At 65.5% G+C, this 15334-nt stretch carries 15 protein-coding genes; 11 read left to right on the top strand and 4 right to left on the bottom strand.

Annotation, left to right across the window (positions count from 1 at the left end):
* Positions 1-164 precede the first annotated feature (164 nt).
* Positions 165-755: a hypothetical protein gene (locus TsocGM_RS10495; protein WP_126725291.1), complete on the top strand. Its 591-nt coding sequence runs from the start codon at positions 165-167 to the stop codon at positions 753-755.
* 112 nt (positions 756-867) lie between these two features.
* Complete coding sequence (locus TsocGM_RS10490) at positions 868-2004, top strand: SWIM zinc finger family protein (RefSeq protein WP_126725288.1); 1137 nt, start codon at positions 868-870, stop codon at positions 2002-2004.
* A 109-nt stretch (positions 2005-2113) separates the two neighbouring features.
* Here the strand turns inward: TsocGM_RS10490 and TsocGM_RS10485 are convergent, their stop codons facing one another.
* Positions 2114-2320: a histidine kinase dimerization/phospho-acceptor domain-containing protein gene (locus TsocGM_RS10485; RefSeq protein WP_126725286.1), complete on the bottom strand. Its 207-nt coding sequence runs from the start codon at positions 2318-2320 to the stop codon at positions 2114-2116.
* Between the two features lie 235 nt (positions 2321-2555).
* Here TsocGM_RS10485 and TsocGM_RS10480 point away from each other — a divergent pair, with 235 nt between their 5' ends.
* The 4 genes from TsocGM_RS10480 (at position 2556) to TsocGM_RS10465 (ending at position 5596) form a co-directional block, all read left to right on the top strand.
* Positions 2556-3059 (top strand): hypothetical protein, encoded by a 504-nt coding sequence (locus TsocGM_RS10480; protein WP_126725285.1) that lies wholly within the window; start codon positions 2556-2558, stop codon positions 3057-3059.
* A gap of 153 nt (positions 3060-3212) precedes the next feature.
* Positions 3213-4496, top strand: a complete 1284-nt coding sequence (locus TsocGM_RS10475) for an MFS transporter (RefSeq protein ID WP_126725283.1) — start codon at positions 3213-3215, stop codon at positions 4494-4496.
* Positions 4497-4801: 305 nt separating this feature from the next.
* Entirely contained in the window at positions 4802-5263 is a 462-nt protein-coding gene (locus TsocGM_RS10470) for a RidA family protein (RefSeq protein WP_126725281.1), read from the top strand.
* A gap of 102 nt (positions 5264-5365) precedes the next feature.
* Complete coding sequence (locus tag TsocGM_RS10465; RefSeq protein ID WP_126725279.1) at positions 5366-5596, top strand: hypothetical protein; 231 nt, start codon at positions 5366-5368, stop codon at positions 5594-5596.
* A gap of 41 nt (positions 5597-5637) precedes the next feature.
* Here the strand turns inward: TsocGM_RS10465 and TsocGM_RS25975 are convergent, their stop codons facing one another.
* A complete protein-coding gene (locus TsocGM_RS25975) occupies positions 5638-5799 on the bottom strand; it encodes a hypothetical protein (RefSeq protein ID WP_158633480.1) in 162 nt (53 codons plus the stop codon).
* Between the two features lie 1156 nt (positions 5800-6955).
* Here TsocGM_RS25975 and TsocGM_RS10460 point away from each other — a divergent pair.
* The 5 genes from TsocGM_RS10460 (at position 6956) to TsocGM_RS27910 (ending at position 11740) form a co-directional block, all read left to right on the top strand.
* Positions 6956-7927, top strand: coding sequence for a hypothetical protein (locus TsocGM_RS10460; protein ID WP_126725277.1), 972 nt, complete (start codon positions 6956-6958; stop codon positions 7925-7927).
* 43 nt (positions 7928-7970) lie between these two features.
* On the top strand, positions 7971-8981 hold the full coding sequence (locus tag TsocGM_RS10455) for an IS630 family transposase (protein ID WP_126725275.1): 1011 nt from the start codon (positions 7971-7973) through the stop codon (positions 8979-8981).
* 13 nt (positions 8982-8994) lie between these two features.
* The gene (locus TsocGM_RS27915; RefSeq protein WP_126725274.1) at positions 8995-9585 is read left to right on the top strand and encodes a cysteine peptidase family C39 domain-containing protein; all 591 of its coding nucleotides are present in this window, start codon (positions 8995-8997) and stop codon (positions 9583-9585) included.
* Between the two features lie 22 nt (positions 9586-9607).
* Positions 9608-10609, top strand: coding sequence for a DUF1573 domain-containing protein (locus tag TsocGM_RS10445; RefSeq protein ID WP_233578724.1), 1002 nt, complete (start codon positions 9608-9610; stop codon positions 10607-10609).
* Between the two features lie 90 nt (positions 10610-10699).
* Positions 10700-11740 carry a DUF1559 family PulG-like putative transporter gene (locus tag TsocGM_RS27910; RefSeq protein ID WP_126725270.1) on the top strand — a complete coding sequence of 347 codons (1041 nt, stop codon included), beginning with the start codon at positions 10700-10702 and terminating at the stop codon, positions 11738-11740.
* 318 nt (positions 11741-12058) lie between these two features.
* On the opposite strand, the gene thiO is transcribed toward TsocGM_RS27910, so the two are convergent.
* Together thiO and TsocGM_RS10430 are read right to left on the bottom strand one after the other, a co-directional pair.
* Positions 12059-13312, bottom strand: a complete 1254-nt coding sequence (gene thiO, locus TsocGM_RS10435; RefSeq protein ID WP_391732114.1) for a glycine oxidase ThiO — start codon at positions 13310-13312, stop codon at positions 12059-12061.
* Positions 13299-15251 carry a glycoside hydrolase family 32 protein gene (locus tag TsocGM_RS10430; protein WP_126725267.1) on the bottom strand — a complete coding sequence of 651 codons (1953 nt, stop codon included), beginning with the start codon at positions 15249-15251 and terminating at the stop codon, positions 13299-13301. Before TsocGM_RS10430 ends, thiO begins: the two co-directional genes overlap by 14 nt.
* Between the last annotated feature and the right edge of the window lie 83 nt (positions 15252-15334).

Here is a 15334-nt window from a genome sequence, read left to right as displayed (position 1 = left end):
GCCCGGGCCCGGGGGCGATGGCTGACTTCCCCCAGGGCCTCCTCCCCGGGACCCGACGCGAGATCGGCGACGCTCCGGTCCCCTCCGAGGAGTTCGCTCGACGACCTCGACCATCGGGCCGCCCTGGTCCTCCACCGGCCGATCACCCCTCCCTCGAGCCTCCCATGTCCGACACCGGCCCCGAACCCGAAGATGCGACCGGCCCGCTCGGCTCCGTGGAGGCCGAGATCCAGCAAATGCTCGGCCTGTTCGATGCCCCCTCGTTCTCCCGACGCGGGCAGGACCTGGAGGACGCGATCACACGCCTGCACGGCCGATGCGCCCGGGCTCGGTCGGGGATGCTGGAGATGGTCGTCCTTCGCCTCCGGCAATGGGCCTCGGTGGCGACCGGCCCCGACGACTGGGACGATGTCTTGGAGGGGCCGGTCGCCCCGCTCTGGCCGATCGCCGGCGCCCCCGATCCGTCCTGGGCCGACTCCCCGGCGCCGGGCCGGAGGAGGAGGGCCGTGGCTCGCGACCTGGCGGCGAGCGTCGAGCGGTTCAACCGGCGGTGGTCCCGGTTCGTGCGGGGGCTGGACCTCGGGCCGGTGAACCGGAGGATCGAGGCGTACAACCGCTATTACATCCTCGAAAAGGAATGCGCTCTCGGGTCGCACCGCCTGGCGACCCGATTCTTCCAGCCCTACGACCCGCTCTCGGCCGATCTGCTGCTGGATCGCCACCCGCCGCTGCCGGCGCCGAGGCTGCTCCGCTGACGATCGGCCCGCCGACGCTCTGTCCCTCCGGGTCCGGATCGGTCAGAATCGGAGCGGGAGCCCCGGGCCGAGACGGGACGCTCGGTTCGCATCCGATCCCGAAGGCGCCGGCATGGATTGGCCCCGGCGTCGCGAGGAGGACGCCTTGGCCAGGGCATCGCGATCCGGCGGGACGCCGCCTTCGAACAACGCGAGCAAGACGGCGGCGACGACCGAGGAGAAGCCGACGAAGCCCCTCGGGAAGGGATCGGCGGCCTCGTGGACCGACCTGACCTGGGAGCATCTCGACCGCTGGGCCGGCAGCCGGTCGGTCCAGCGCGGCCGGTCGTACCAGCGCGGGGGGAGGGTCCGGGACCTGGGGATCTCCAGCGAGGCGGAGCTGCTCGCCTCGGTCCGGGGCACCCAGGACGACGTCACGACCGTCTCCCTCGACGGGACGAGGTCCCGTCCTCTCCTGACCTCGGACTGCTCCTGTCCGGTCGGCGTCGCTTGCAAGCACGCCGTCGCGGTCATCGCCGAGTACCTGGAGGCGGTCGCCGACGGCCGGGAAGTGCCGCTCGTTTCCGAAGACGACCCCCGCTGGGACGAGCTCGACGACGAGGGCGGCATCTTCCCCTGGGATGAAGACGACGAGGCTCCTGACGACGAAGACGACGAGTCCGCCCCGGCCCCTCGACGCCGATCGGCCTCCTCCCGGCCGCTCGGGAGCCGGTCCGAGTGGGACGCGAAGATCGAGCGGCATATCCGGTCGAAGTCGGAGCGGGAGCTCCCGGTGCCCGATTCCCTGCTGCCGGCCTTCGCGGCGTCCCGTCGCTTCGACCCCAGGCCGAGGCCCCGCCTGGATGTCCTATTGCTGATGGCGATTGCCGCCCGGCAGCCCGACGAGGGGCTCCGCTGGTTCGACCGCCTTCGGGAGCAGTCCGGATCCGGGTTCGGGTGGGGAGGGGCGCTGGCTTATGCCAGCCAGGTCGCCGGGGCGGTGGCCGAGGCCTACCCGGAGCGCGCGATCGAGATTTACCGGGCCGCGCTCGATGCCCAGCTCCCTCACGCCCAGGTGTCGGCTTACGAGTCGGCCGCCGGCTACCTGAAGAAGCTCCGGCCGCTCTACCGGGAGGTCGGCCGGCCAAGCGAGTGGGAGGACCTGCTCTCCTCGATCCGGGCCTCCTACCGCAACCGCCCCCGATTCATGGAGCAGCTCGACCGCCTGGAGGAGACGCCGATCGTCCGCTCGGCCCGAGCTCGCCGCTGACGCTGGAAGCCTTCCCCGACCCGACCCGACTGGGCCCGCTCGCGATCGGGGCCTTCGGTGCCGGGACTCCGGGTTCCCGGGGCGATCCGCTCGATCGTCGGCCGGAAGGTCAGCGCTCCTCGCCGGGATACTCCTGGGACAGGCCGTTGAGTGTCTCGGTGGCTCGGTCGATGGTGTTGCGGATGATCTCGACCATCTCTTCGCTCAACTCTGGGTCGAAATTGGACTTGCGGATCGCGATCGCCGCGGAGGCGATGGCGGTGAGCCGGTTCCGGAGGTCGTGGACCATCTCTCGGACGTGGTTGGGTCCAGTCATGGCGTCCTCGATGGATGGGCCAACGGGGGCAGGCGGCAACATCACCGCAGCGCAGTTCCGATTCCCGAAGGGAAAGCCGCGGTGGGCCAGGAGCAAATACCGGGCCGGGGCTCCGAGCGGCGGGTGAGCGTTGCCGATTGGGCCCCGGGGGCGTACCCTGGGACATCCGGAGGCCGTCCTCGATCGGCCAAGGGGGCCGGCCGGGGAGGGCGTTCCTCCTGCCGGGGCCGGGAAGGTGCATCGGATCGAGCTTGGCCTGGCGGCGATCGCCGGGGTGCTTCTGGTGGCGACGGCCGTCGCGGCGGTGCTGGCCCCGGATCCCAGCCTCCCCGGCCCGCTCTCCCTGATCGGTCTGGCCGCGACGCTGGCCTGCCTGGTTGTCCACCTCGAGGGGGGACTCCGGATGATCCTGGCCGACGGCCGGATCCGTCGGCTCGACCCCTCCCCCTCCGGTCGGTTCCGCGCCCGGTCGGCCCGCAACCTGAGGCGATCCGCGCCGATCCCGGTGGCGGGCCTCCTGCCGGTGGCCTTGGCCTGGGTCGTGGCCTGGGGGGGAGGATCGGGGGCGGGATGGGAGATCGCCCGGGTCGGGGCGATCTCGGCCGCCGTCGGCTACCACCTGGCGGCGCTGGCGGTTTCGGCTGCCTCGGTCGCCGGCCAGCGGGCCCTGCTGGGTGCCGCCGAGGCCGAGTCTCGGGCCGACCCTCCCCCCGACGTCCCCCTCCCCGAGGCCTCCTGAGCGCCGAACCCGCCGGCTTCGACCGACGCTCCTCCCGCCGACCCGATCGCCCGACGGGCCCCGACCCGCGGCCCGGCCCGATCCGACCTGGCCCATCCCGGTCTGACCCGGCCCGGCTCCCTCCCACCGCTCGCAACGGAGCGCCCCCCGCCGATGTCGCCCTTGCTGGTCGTTGTCTCGATCGTCCTGGTGGACCTGCTCGGCTTCTCGCTGGTCATGCCGCTGTTGCCCCGCTACGCGGAGCAGTACGGCTTTGACGAGCGGATGATCGGCGCCCTGCTGGCCGCCTTCCCGCTCTGCCAGCTCGTCGCCGGCCCGGTGCTCGGCCGCCTGAGCGACCGCTTCGGCCGACGCCCGATCCTGCTGCTCAGCCAGGTCGGCACGACGGCCTCGTTCCTGATGATCGGCCTGAGCGACTCCTTCCTCCTGATGCTGCTGGGCCGGGTGCTCGACGGCATCTCCGGCGGCAATATCCTGGTCGCCCAGGCGTACATCGCCGACGTGACGAAGCCGGAGGAGCGTTCCCGGGGGCTCGGCCTGATCGGCGCCGCCTTCGGCGTGGGCTTCGTGCTCGGCCCGCTGCTGGGAGGGGTGCTCGTCTCGCTGCCGATCGGCCCGGTCTGGCAGCTCCGGCTCCCCTTCCTGGTCGCCGCCGGCTTCTCGACGATCGCCTGGCTGCTGACCCTCGTCTGGCTGCCTGAGTCCCGCCCGGTTGGCCTCGCGGGGGAGGCCGGGCGAGGAGCCGACGGCCCGCCTCCGGCTCTGGCCGCCGCACGGGCGCCGAGCTGGGTCGGAGTCGCCCGAGCCGTCGGCGACCGTCGGGCCGGGCCGCTGGTGCTGCTCGGAGCGCTGCTGGTGCTGTCGTTCGCCAGCCTGGAGGGGACGTTCAGCCTCTTCCTGGAGCGTCGGATGGGATGGTCGGCCGGGACCGCGGCCTACTGGTTCGCGGCCCTGGGATTCGTCAGCGCGCTGATGCAAGGCGGGCTGATCCGCCGCCTCGTCCCCCGCTTCGGCGAGGCGAGGATGATCCCCGCCGGCCTGGTGATGCTCTCCGGAGGACTGGCGACGCTGGCGATCTCGGAGGAGTCGGTCGGCCTGGCCTTCGCGGTTGTGCTGGTCGGGTTCGGCCAGGGGATGTCGGCGCCGACGATCTCGGGGCTGCTTTCTCGCAGCGTTCCCCCCGACCGTCAGGGGACGATCTTCGGCGCCTTGCTGTCGGCCCAGACGCTGGCGAGGCTGGTCAACTACCAGGCGTCGAACGAGCTGCTCGGGGGCCTCGGCCCGTCGGCGCCGTACTGGCTCGGCGCCGGGATCGCCGCGCTGGCGCTGGTCTTGTCGCGCTGGGCGATCCGGCGATCGTCCGCTCCCGAGGAGCTCCCCGAGGCCGGTTCCCGCCTCGCCGAGACCGCGGCCGACCGAGGCGCCCGGGGCTCCTGACGCCCGGCCCGAAGGGGGGAGGCCCCCCGGCCGCTCGACTCGTCCGGCGTCCCCCCCTCGTCGGCGATTCGGAGGAGCCGGGAGGTCCTCGCCCGACCGGCCGGCGCGGGCGGATCGATCGCGGAACAGAGCGGTCGGAGCGGTCGACTCGGCGCCGAGCCGGCCGCTCCGGTTGATTCCCGGGGGCCTCGCCGGTAGCCTCGACGGCCGAATCCACCGAACCGAGGACGACGCCCGACCGGCCCCTCCCGGACCCGGGCATCCCCCGAGCACCGACACCTCGCACCAACCAGGACGAGACGACGATGGGAGCCGACGCCCGCATCCAGGAGCTGAAGCTAGAGCTTCCCCCCGCCCCCAAGCCGGTCGCCACCTACGTGACGGCGCTTCGGCAGGGCGACCTGCTCTACGTCTCCGGCCACGGCCCGCTGAAGCCCGATGGCTCGATGTTCACCGGCAAGCTCGGCGCCGAGCTCGACCTGGCCGCCGGGCAGGCCGCCGCCCGCCAGGTCGGCCTCGCGATCCTCGCGACGCTCCGAGCCCACCTGGGCTCGCTCGACAAGGTCACCCGGCTGGTCAAGACCCTCGGCCTGGTCAACTGCACCGCCGAGTTCGCCCAGCAGCCCCAGGTGATCAACGGCTACTCCGACCTGATGAAGGACGTCTTCGGCGACGCCGGCGTCGGCGCCCGCAGCGCCGTCGGCACGAACGCGCTGCCGGGGAACATCGCCGTCGAGATCGAGGCGATCTTCCAGGTCGCCGACTGACCCGGGGCGATCGCCGCCTCCTCTGGACGAGGATCCGGGGGGAGGGCCGCCGCCGGCTCCCCGGATCCCGACCGTTCCCCCGAGCGATCGAGGAGCCACGCCTTGGACCGCAAGAGCGAACTGCTCTACGTCATCCTCGACGACAGCGGCCTCTGCCGGATCGTCCGAGACCAGGCCACCGAGCGGGCTGAGGGGCTGCCCTCGCTGCTGGCCGACGGCTGGCGTCCCGTCCGAGAGACGCCCTTCAACGCCGCGCAAGGGACGACGCCGACAGTGCTGATCCTGCTCGAGCGCGATGGCAAGGGACGCGGCGGCGACTTCGGCTTCGCCTGACCCTCTCCGATCGCCCCCCTCGGGGCGATCTCCTTCTCCGCTCAGTTGCGCTCGACATTGGAGAGCAGCCCGGCGAGATCGGTGTGAGCATGTCTGCGGCTCTCGGGGCTGGGCAGCGCGGCGATGAACGGCTGGGCGAAGAACACCAGCCGGCGGACGGCCCCGCGGACGAGGGACGGCGGGACCGGACCATCGGCGAGCACCTGCGCCTTGCGTCGCTGAAACCGGGAGTCCGACAGGGCTCTTCATCCGTCGGGTGATGATCCTCCGGAACGCATGAAACCAAGGCGGCTTGCGCTCGGTCGGCCGATCCCAGGCAGCAGAAACAGAACGAACTCAGAAAAAACCGGGAGTGAACCCGGGATTATTGTTGACGAGGTGCGTCCAGTGTGATATTGGAAAAATCCGTGTTCTTAGGCGGGATGGTAGCTCCCTCTAGGATCGCCAGGTTTCCAGAGCCTTCAACTGGAGAGGAGGTCGCCGTGGTCAGGCACATTGGGACTTGGACGCTGGTGACGACCCTCGTGGCCGCAACCGCCTATTTGGACATGGGCTCTGATGACGTCGTGCTCAGCCCAAGTCAGACGGCGTCGATATACGGCGGGCAGGCGACGGCGAACGGACAATGCTGCACCGTCGACACAAATTGTCAAGACTTGACGCCAGTCTGTTCAGACGACACAAATCTCCAGAGATGCGTCCAGACGCCACACCCTCGAATCTATCCGGCATATGCTTGGAAATGCGCTGTAAAGGATCCAGCCTGTCCAACCTGCGACTGCTCAGATTGGTTGCTTGATTCAAGTGGTACTAAATATTATTGTATTAGATATGTAAAATGCAAAATTATTAATCAGTCATGCCAGCCAGATGTTTATACTGGAACAGGTGTCCAAGGGCACTTTTCTTGCGGAGATAACTGTCTATAGGGTAGAGAGCAGGATGCGACTTCTCTGGCGTAACGCCAAGCATTGCTGCTCGCTATCCACCTAACTGCACTTTCCGGAACTTTGTTACGGCTGATCGTCGGAAATGCCGGGAAATCCGGGGCTGTCTGACATTAATGCCCTTCCAGGGGGGCCTTGCAGGGCCACAGAAAAACACGATATCCCCCCCCCTCCGAAACCCTGGGAAAACCGCGAAATCGCGCGGGACAAAGTTCCGGAAAGTGCAGCACCTAACCGATCTTGGAAAAAACCTCTGGAGAAGCTGGGAAAGGTAAGCGGGCACTCGGATATTGTCAGGGCCTGTTCGTTGCGCGGGCCCGGTCGGCATCGAATCGGGTCCGTCGATATGAGCCTGCAACGACCCCCCCCCCCCCCCCCCCCACAAACGGCCTTGACGATAAGGACAATCGGTATGGCAGCCATCTTATTGTCGTGCATGGCTATGCAGATCGCCGATGATGCAATGTCGTCTGATGACTACATTAGAATACTCAAAAATGCACAAAGATCGAATATTAGCAAATATCAAAATGGAAAAATCGTTGCCCATTTGGCGTCGGGGCAAATCGGGGAAATTGCTCTGCATGATTATGCAATTTGTAACATCGAGTGGTCGGGCCGCAAGAGTTGGGCGGCGATCACGCGTTGGGACGGGCACGACCACGTGGTGACACCCGATTCGAAGACAGGCGTCGAAGAACAGTGGATCGTGGATGGAGTAAAGATAACGATGTATCACCCAAAAGGCAAGCGTGTGGTCATATCGCCAATGACGGAGTATGAGGCCCCTCTGGTGTCCCAGTTGACTCCGTCTCGATGCTGGTATGGTCCCCTCGATCTCATAGGTATGACATGGTACGATGTGTTGAATCTTAACAACAGTATCAACGCGGATCCTTCGAGATTCACAATATCGGCGAAACCACTGACCGACGATCTCATTGAAGTGCGCAGAGAGGATATCATCACAAGAGGATATTTCATTATGGTTTGCTCGCTCTCTATGGAAGGAAATGTGGTTGAGTACGAGATCGGCGAGCCGATGTCCGACTATCTCGCAAGGGGAACATGCGAATGGAAGCGGGATGGGGAAGGCAGGGTGTACATGGCCAGGCATCGAATGGAAAGCGAGGACACTAAAACAAAAATAGTAAAATACAAAGATTGTCGTATAGATTCGATTGATCTCGGCCATTCTCCGAGAGCAGAGAGATTTACTCTGGCCTCGTTGAACCTTCCTCGTGATGTTACGGTCAATGACGAATTGACGGGACGAAATTGGAGAGTCGGGGATGCCACCGTCGAAAGCGTTCTGGATCGACTGGAGCTTTTGATTGAAGAAATGCAATCCCGCGGATTTGCCACAGACAGATCGAGTTACTGAGCGTTGCATAGAGAAGTAAACCACTCCAGCCCTACGATAGGGCATGCGGTCCTCAAGCTCTCGACCTCATGACTGGAGGGAGTGGCGGCGGATGCGGGCCCTGGAACTCACGCGTCAGGGGTGGAAGCAGTGCGACATCGCGGCCGCCCTCGGCGTGTCGAAGGGCGCCGTCAGCCGCTGGGTGGCCATCGCACGCCGGGGCGGACCGGATGCCCTCCGCTCCCACCCCGCCCCGGGCGCCGCCGCCAGGATCACTCCCGAGCAATTCCGCCTGATCCCCGACTTCCTCTGGCATGGCGCCGAGGCCTACGGCTTTCGCGGGGACGTCTGGACCTGCGTGCGGGTCGCCGGCGTCCTGGCCGAGGAGCTCGGCGTCTCGTACAGCCGGAGCCAGGTGTCGCGCCTGCTGAAGCGGCTGGGATGGACCCCGCAGGTGCCGATCACCCGCGCCATCCAGCGGGACGAGGAGGCGATCGCGCGCTGGTGCGTCGAGTCGTGGCCCGCGCTAAAGGCGAAGGCCCGGCGGGAGCGGCGGCACCTGGTCTTCGTGGACGAGTCGGGCTTCTCCCTTCTGCCGGGGGTGGTCAAGACCTACGCCCCGAAGGGGCGGACGCCGATCGTGGACGAGTGGCAGACCCGCGACCACCTGTCGGTCATGGGCGGCCTGACGGCCGCTAGCAAGGTGGACTCGTTGGTGCGCCCGACGTCGCTCAGCGGGCTGCACAGCATCGAGTTCCTCGTCCACTTGGGCCGCATGGTCGGCGAGCGGCTGCTGGTGATCTGGGACGGCTCACCGATCCACCGGCGGGCCGAGCTCAAGGCGTTCGTGGCAGAGGCCGCCGGGAGGATCCATCTGGAGCCGCTGCCGGCCTACGCGCCGGACCGGAACCCGGTGGAGTGGCTCTGGAAGCACCTGAAGAAGGTCGAGTTGCGAAACCTGACGTGCCTCGACCTGGAGCAACTCCATATGGAGCTCCATCTGGCCCTCGGCCGCGTTCGGCAGCGACGGAATCTCGCCCGTTCCTTCTTCGAGGGGGCCGGCCTGGAGCTGTAAAGTTTACTTCTCTATGCAACGCTCAGTAAACGAGGTCACGATGGTACTTATTCTGCTCTTGACGAGCATTGGTCACCAGAATCAAGCAAGCCTCGATCGCTCGGCACCCGAGGTGGATCTGCGGTGCGGAGCTTATTGTTTATACATTAGCATGAAGAGCATTGGGATCCCATTAGAACGATACGAGGAGCTTGAGGCTAGATTGGGGCAGCCTGGAACAATGGGATATTCCATGCAACAACTCGCAGAAACCGCGACCTCGTTTGGCGGTCATGTCATCGCGCTAAAAACCACGCTCGGAAATCTGTCTAGGCGAACAGACCGATTCGCCTGTATCGCTCATTTGCCAGAAAGAAATCATTTTGTTTGCATATATGATATTGACGATAAAAGCGTCTACGTGGCGGATCCGCCTCGCAGCTACGCGGTCGATCGCAACGCATTCAAGAATGTTTGGTCAGGGAATGCGTTGCTCATTGCTGACCATCCATTAACCGAAGTATCGCACTCTCGGTATTCACTATGGATTACTCTTCTGTCTATAATCGCAGTGCCGCTAATTGCGGTGCAAATCTTCCGGTGTCGGCAACGAATTCCAAGGTGATGCAATGCGGAATTTGCCCCAATTGATCATCGTTGCAATGCTCGGTTGTTCCGGCTGTTCCGGTGGCTCTGCGCCAGCAATAGCACACGTGCGGATTGAGCCGTCCGTTATTGATTTAGGGCTAATTGGGACGCAGAGCGGTCACATGGGGAAGGGTGAATTTCGAATCATGAATCGTGGATCAGAGATTCTGAAAATCCTTGGCATGAAGTCGTCATGCGGATGTACTGTCCCCCAGCTGCCTTCAATGGAAATTGGCCCGGGCGATGAGGAGGTGGTCAAGGTTCACATCGACCCTCGAAATGAGTCAGGTTCGCATTCTTCGGAAATCGTCATACAGACGAATGATCCTGCTCATCCTTTAGTTACTGTCCTGGTCAAATGGATTGAACAAAGTGCAATTACTTTCGTCCCGAATCACCTCGATTTCGGATGGGTCAAGTCGGACGAAACAATTGAGGTGGACGTCACATTGCAATTGGCTGATCAGATCGATCCGCGCGGACTTCATATTGAAAGCAATTATCCGGGTCTAAAAATTGTACAAGACAGAGATGTCGTTATAAGAGCTAGTAATGAAAGAAGTGGTACTCTGAAAAGGGTTTGTTTGGAATTGAAGGTTGGATCAGAAAATGGTCATCAGGCAACGGAGTTGCAGGTTGTCAGCTCCGATAAACAATACACTGCTAGACTTCCGATCAGTTGGAGAACCGGTCCGCCCGTCGATGTCACCCCCAAAGCAATCTTCCGATCGGATATAGGACCTGGCTCCTTCTTTGAGTGTCGGTTATTGGTTCGAGCCGCTGACGAGAGCTCGATTGTCGTGCGCAATATCGAATATGATGGTCAATCATTGGAATACGAGGCTGAATCTTTAGGCCAATCGGCCAATGCAGATTGGATCGTTACCTTCAGCCTTCAGGCCGATCCGACAGCAGGCATCAAAGAGCACCTGGTCCGCTTAGCCATTGGAGACGGTCCTGACGGCATAATAGACGTTCCTGTTACATTGGTGATAAGATAAAATGGAAATCGCATGTAATGCGAGTTGGCTTGTGACGCCTTTCATCTGCACCGGTGAGAGCGGGGTTGCCTCTTGGTTCGCGAGGATGCCATGACACGGGTCGCACGGAATGCGAGATCGCGGGCTGGCTTCACGCTTATCGAAGCCCTTGTGGTAATCTCGGTTGTCGGTATCCTCGTGGCTCTCCTTGTGCCCGCCGTCATGTTCGCCAGAGAAGCCGCGAGCAAGGCTGAATGCTCGATTAGATTAAAGCAGTTGGGGATTGCGCTTCATTCACACCAATCGATGTATAATCGGTTTCCAGCCCCGATGCCGGCACGATCGATTCGGCGGGGCAATTCCTTTGCTTCTTATGACTCAATATCCGGATATTATGAGATGTTGCCATTCCTTGACTTGGTGTCTTTGTATAACTCGATAAATACTGGATATGAAAATACTGAAGGGCGTACGGAATTCTCTGCCTTGCACCCCGCAAATCGATCCGCATACGGCACGATGATCTCGCACTTCGTTTGTCCTTCCGACAACATCAACTCGTCTTCGGTGAACGGTCCGAGTTCGTTCCGATTCAATGTTGGACTCTCTGACCCCGTTCGATTCGCTCGATCTCCAAAGGCGGGGGCTTTTGAACCCACCCGATCCTTGGCCCCTTCGGATTACCGCGACGGCGTGTCGCTGACAGTTGGAATGAGTGAGCGTCTTCTCAGTGAGCAATCACACGGGGGACATTTTGACCGTCGTCGTGATTACTGGTGCGCCGGGGCTGTCGATTTGATTGACATATCGGTTGACGACAACACATTGAGCGTCTGCAGATCAATGCGACATGATCCAAAAGATCATATTTCAGAAATGGGAAATTCGTGGATGATGGGAGGTGCTGTCTATACTTGGTACAACCACGTTGCTCCGCCGAACGAGAAGTCGGCCGACTGTTCCACGGGTCATGGGAATTCTTCCGATCCATACTATTGCCACACGTGCTCGATCGCCGCACGCAGTTTGCATCATGGTGGCGTTCATTGTCTGATGATGGACGGGTCCGTTCGGTTTGTGAGAAATGGCATTGATTTGCAAGTATGGAGAGGCATGGGAACGCGGTCGGGTGGCGAGACGTTCAGTGATTAGGCGGATTCTGCCGGGGGGGTGCGGTCCCGGGGGATCTGGCAGCGCGGCGATGAACGGCTGGGCGAAGAACACCAGCCGGCGGACGGCCCCGCGGACGAGGGACGGCGGGACCGGACCATCGGCGAGCACCTGCGCCTTGCGTCGCTGAAACCGGGAGTCCATCAGGGCTCTTCACCCGTCGGGTGATGATCCTCCGGAACGCATGAAACCAAGGCGACTTGCGCTCGATCGGCCGATCCCAGACAGGAGACGTCGATGATGTCATCATCCTTGTGGTGCATCGACGGCCTCCGGGTCGGTCCGAGGGGGATTCGGGGCTCACGACCGGAACGTCTCTTCCTCGGTGGGGGAGGAGGGGCGGTCGGGGCGGAAGTCGGCCAGGTCGACCGCAGGGCGGCGATCGAGCAGGAGGTCGGCGATCACCTCGGCGGTGGCCGGGGAGAGTTGCAGGCCGGAGCGGCGGTGGCCGGTGGCGATCAGCAGGTTCTCGATCCCGGGGGCGGGGCCGATCACCGGACGGGAGTCGACGCTCCCTGGCCGAAGCCCGGCCCAGGAGGCCTCGAGCGCGGCCTCGGCCAGCACCGGGCAGAGCCGGAGGGCCAGATCCAGGAGGTCCCGGGCCCCCGAGGCCGTGGGGCGGGTGTCGAAGCCGGCGTCCTCCTCCGTGGCGCCGACGAGCACCCGGCCGTCGTCCCGGGGGACGAGGTAGTGGTGCCCCCATTCGACGATCCGACGCAACGCGGGCCGGTCGCTCCGGAGCAGGACAATCTGCCCCTTCACCGGAGGAGTCGGCACCCGGACGCCGATCGGACCGAGCAGCGTCTCGGTCCACGGGCCGGCCGAGACGACCGCCGCGCCGCAGGGAATGGGCCCTTCCGGGGTCCTCACCGCGAGGACCCGGCCGCCCGAGACCTCGAAGCCGAGGCACGGTACGCCGGGCCGCAGGCGGACGCCCCGGCGGTCGCAGGCGACGGCCAGCGCCTTCAGGTGCCTCGGGTTGCGCACCTGGGCCCGATCCGGCACGAAGTAGGCGGCGCGAAGCTCGGGGTTCAGGGCCGGCTCGACCCGGGAGAAGTCCCCCGGCTCCAGCCGCTCGAAGGCGATCCCCTCGGCCCGCCACCGGCCGGCGTTGGCCCTCAGGTCGTGGTCCTCCTTGGCGTCGAAGGCCACGTCGACCGACCCGCATCGGCGGTAGCCGTTGTCGATGCCCGTCTCCTCGCGGAGTTGCTCCGACCACACCGGATAGAGCTGGGCGCTCCGGGTCCGCAGGCGGGCCATCGGCAGGGCCTGGGGGATTTCCGATCCCGGCGCGATGATTCCGGCCCCGGCCCAGCTCGCCTCCCGGCCCAGCTCCCGGCGGTCGAGCACCGAGACGCGACTCCCCTCCCGGGCGAGCTGATAGGCGATCGACAGGCCGATCACGCCGCCGCCCACGACGACGACATCCGGGTGCGCTCGATGCTCGGGCATTCGGACTTCCTCCGCCGTCCGATCGTACCAGAATCGGCCGGGGCGCGCCGATCGGGAGGGGGCGGCGGAGGAGCCGATCAGGAGCGGCTCACTCGGCGGCATCCGGCCAGATCGCCGCCAGCTCCCACGCCTCGGCGGCCAGCAGGTCGGCCTCCCCCCCCTCGGCGAAGGCCGACGGCCGGAGGGTGCCCCCCGGGAAGGGGATGACCCGGGTGGCCGCGAACCTGCCGCCGTCGGCGAAGACCTCCAGCACCGTCCGGTCGACGAACACGGTCAGGTCGATCGGCCCGTCATGGCCGATCGGGACCGTCTCCCCGGCGACGGTAAGCGACCTTCCCTCTCGGACGATCTCGGCGATCGCCTGCCCGTCCTCCCCGAGCAGCCGGAGGCCGAGCCTTCCCGGTCCGGGGGCGCCGAGCCGCACGCGAAGCTCCAGCCGGTCGGACGGCGGGCCGATCGGCCGCTCCTCGCCGGCCGAGAGGTGGATCGGGCCGTCGAGGGCGGAGCGACGGCCCCGCAGCGCCTCCAGTTCCCGAACGGGGGCCTGCCTCGGGCGGTTGTCGGGGCCCAGGGACAGCTCCCGGGGCAGGGCGAGGCAGCCGTTCCAGCCCCTCCCCTCCGGGAAGCCTCGGACCCAGCCGAAGAGGATGCAGCGGCCGTCCGGGGCGGTGGCGATGTTGCTCGCGTAGAACTGGCCGCTCTGGTCGATCCGGCCTTCGGTCTCGGGAGAGAAGGTCAGGGTGTCCAGGTCCAGCGTCCCGACCCGGTACTCGACCGGCCGGTACGGGGAGTTCAGTAGCACGAACTTCCCGCCCAGCGGGAAGAAGTTCGGGCACTCGGGGAACTCCATCTCGCTCTTGGGCGATCGCCAGAGGATGCCCTTGTACTCCCAGTTCGAGAGGGAGCGGTCGGCGGCCTCGAAGATCGGGATGACGGCCTCCGTCTCCGAGTCGGCGCCGACGACCATGAAGGTGCGGCCCGAGGATCGGAAGATGAACGGGTCGCGCATGCCGTTGCCAAAGGTGGTGCCGTCGGGCATCCGGGTGGTGAGGAGCGGGTTGCCGGGATGCTTCTCCCAGTGGAGCCGAGAGGCGTCGGTCGGGAGCGCCGCCCACTGCTCGTTCGGGCGGCCGGGACCGACGCTCGTGTAGAAGAGCATCAGCTCGCCGTCGCCGTTCACCGCCGAGCAGCCCGAGAAGACGTGCTCCTCCCCCTCCCTCTGCGACGGCCAGAGGGCGATCGGCAGGTGCTCCCAGTGCACCAGGTCGGTGCTCCGGGAGTGTCCCCAGTGCATGTGGCCCCAGCGGTCGCCGTAAGGGTTGTGCTGGTAGAAGAGGTGGTATGAGCCGTCGACGTGGATGGTCCCGTTCGGGTCGTTCATCCACTGGGCCGGCGGCCGGAAGTGGAAGGCAGGGCGGGTGGGATCGGCCCCGAGGCGGTCGGCCGCCTCGGCCACGGCCTTCTGGGCCCGGGCAAGCAGCTCGTCGCGCTCGTCGGGAAGCTCGGGAGGCTCATCGCACAGGACGATGTGGTCGACGTTGATGTGTCCCCATCCCCCGGTCTCCTCGTCGACGATCCGGATCCGAGCGACCTTGCCGAGCAGGTCGCGGACATCCCATTGCCTCGGGAGGAGCAGCTCCGAGCCCCCCGGCTCGGTGTTCGGGCCGGTCGCGGAGCGGACGACCCGGCCGTCGACGATCAGCTCGATGCAGGTCGTCCCCTCGAACCCGCCGCCGCCGATGAGGAACCAGATCAGGTCGCGGTCGATCGTGAATTCGGGAGAGGACAGCGTGCCGGTCGTGCCGTCTCCGCGATGGAAGGAATTGACCAGCCCCTCGCCGAGAAAGCCGGACACCGACATCTGCCCCGGCAGGGCCCCCCGCGCCGGGCCGGGGCCGAAGGCCGCTCCAGAGGAGGTCCAGGGGCCGTAGTCGGGCCCCTCGAAGTCGGCGAGGACGACGGGCTCGTCGGCGATCGTCGGCGGGGCGATCAGCAGAGCGGCGAGCAGGACGGCGGGGGCGGTGCGGTGCGGGCGGGGCATGGCGGTCCCTCCAGGATCGGGCGGCCGTCGGGGCGGGCCCGGGCCGGGGCCATTGTACCGGAGGGCTGGCCTCCCCGCTTCGC

The organism is Tautonia sociabilis, from assembly GCF_003977685.1.
Lineage (GTDB): Bacteria > Planctomycetota > Planctomycetia > Isosphaerales > Isosphaeraceae > Tautonia > Tautonia sociabilis.
The sequence above is the reverse complement of the archived record's forward strand: the minus strand, read 5'-3'. Positions and strand labels throughout refer to the sequence as shown.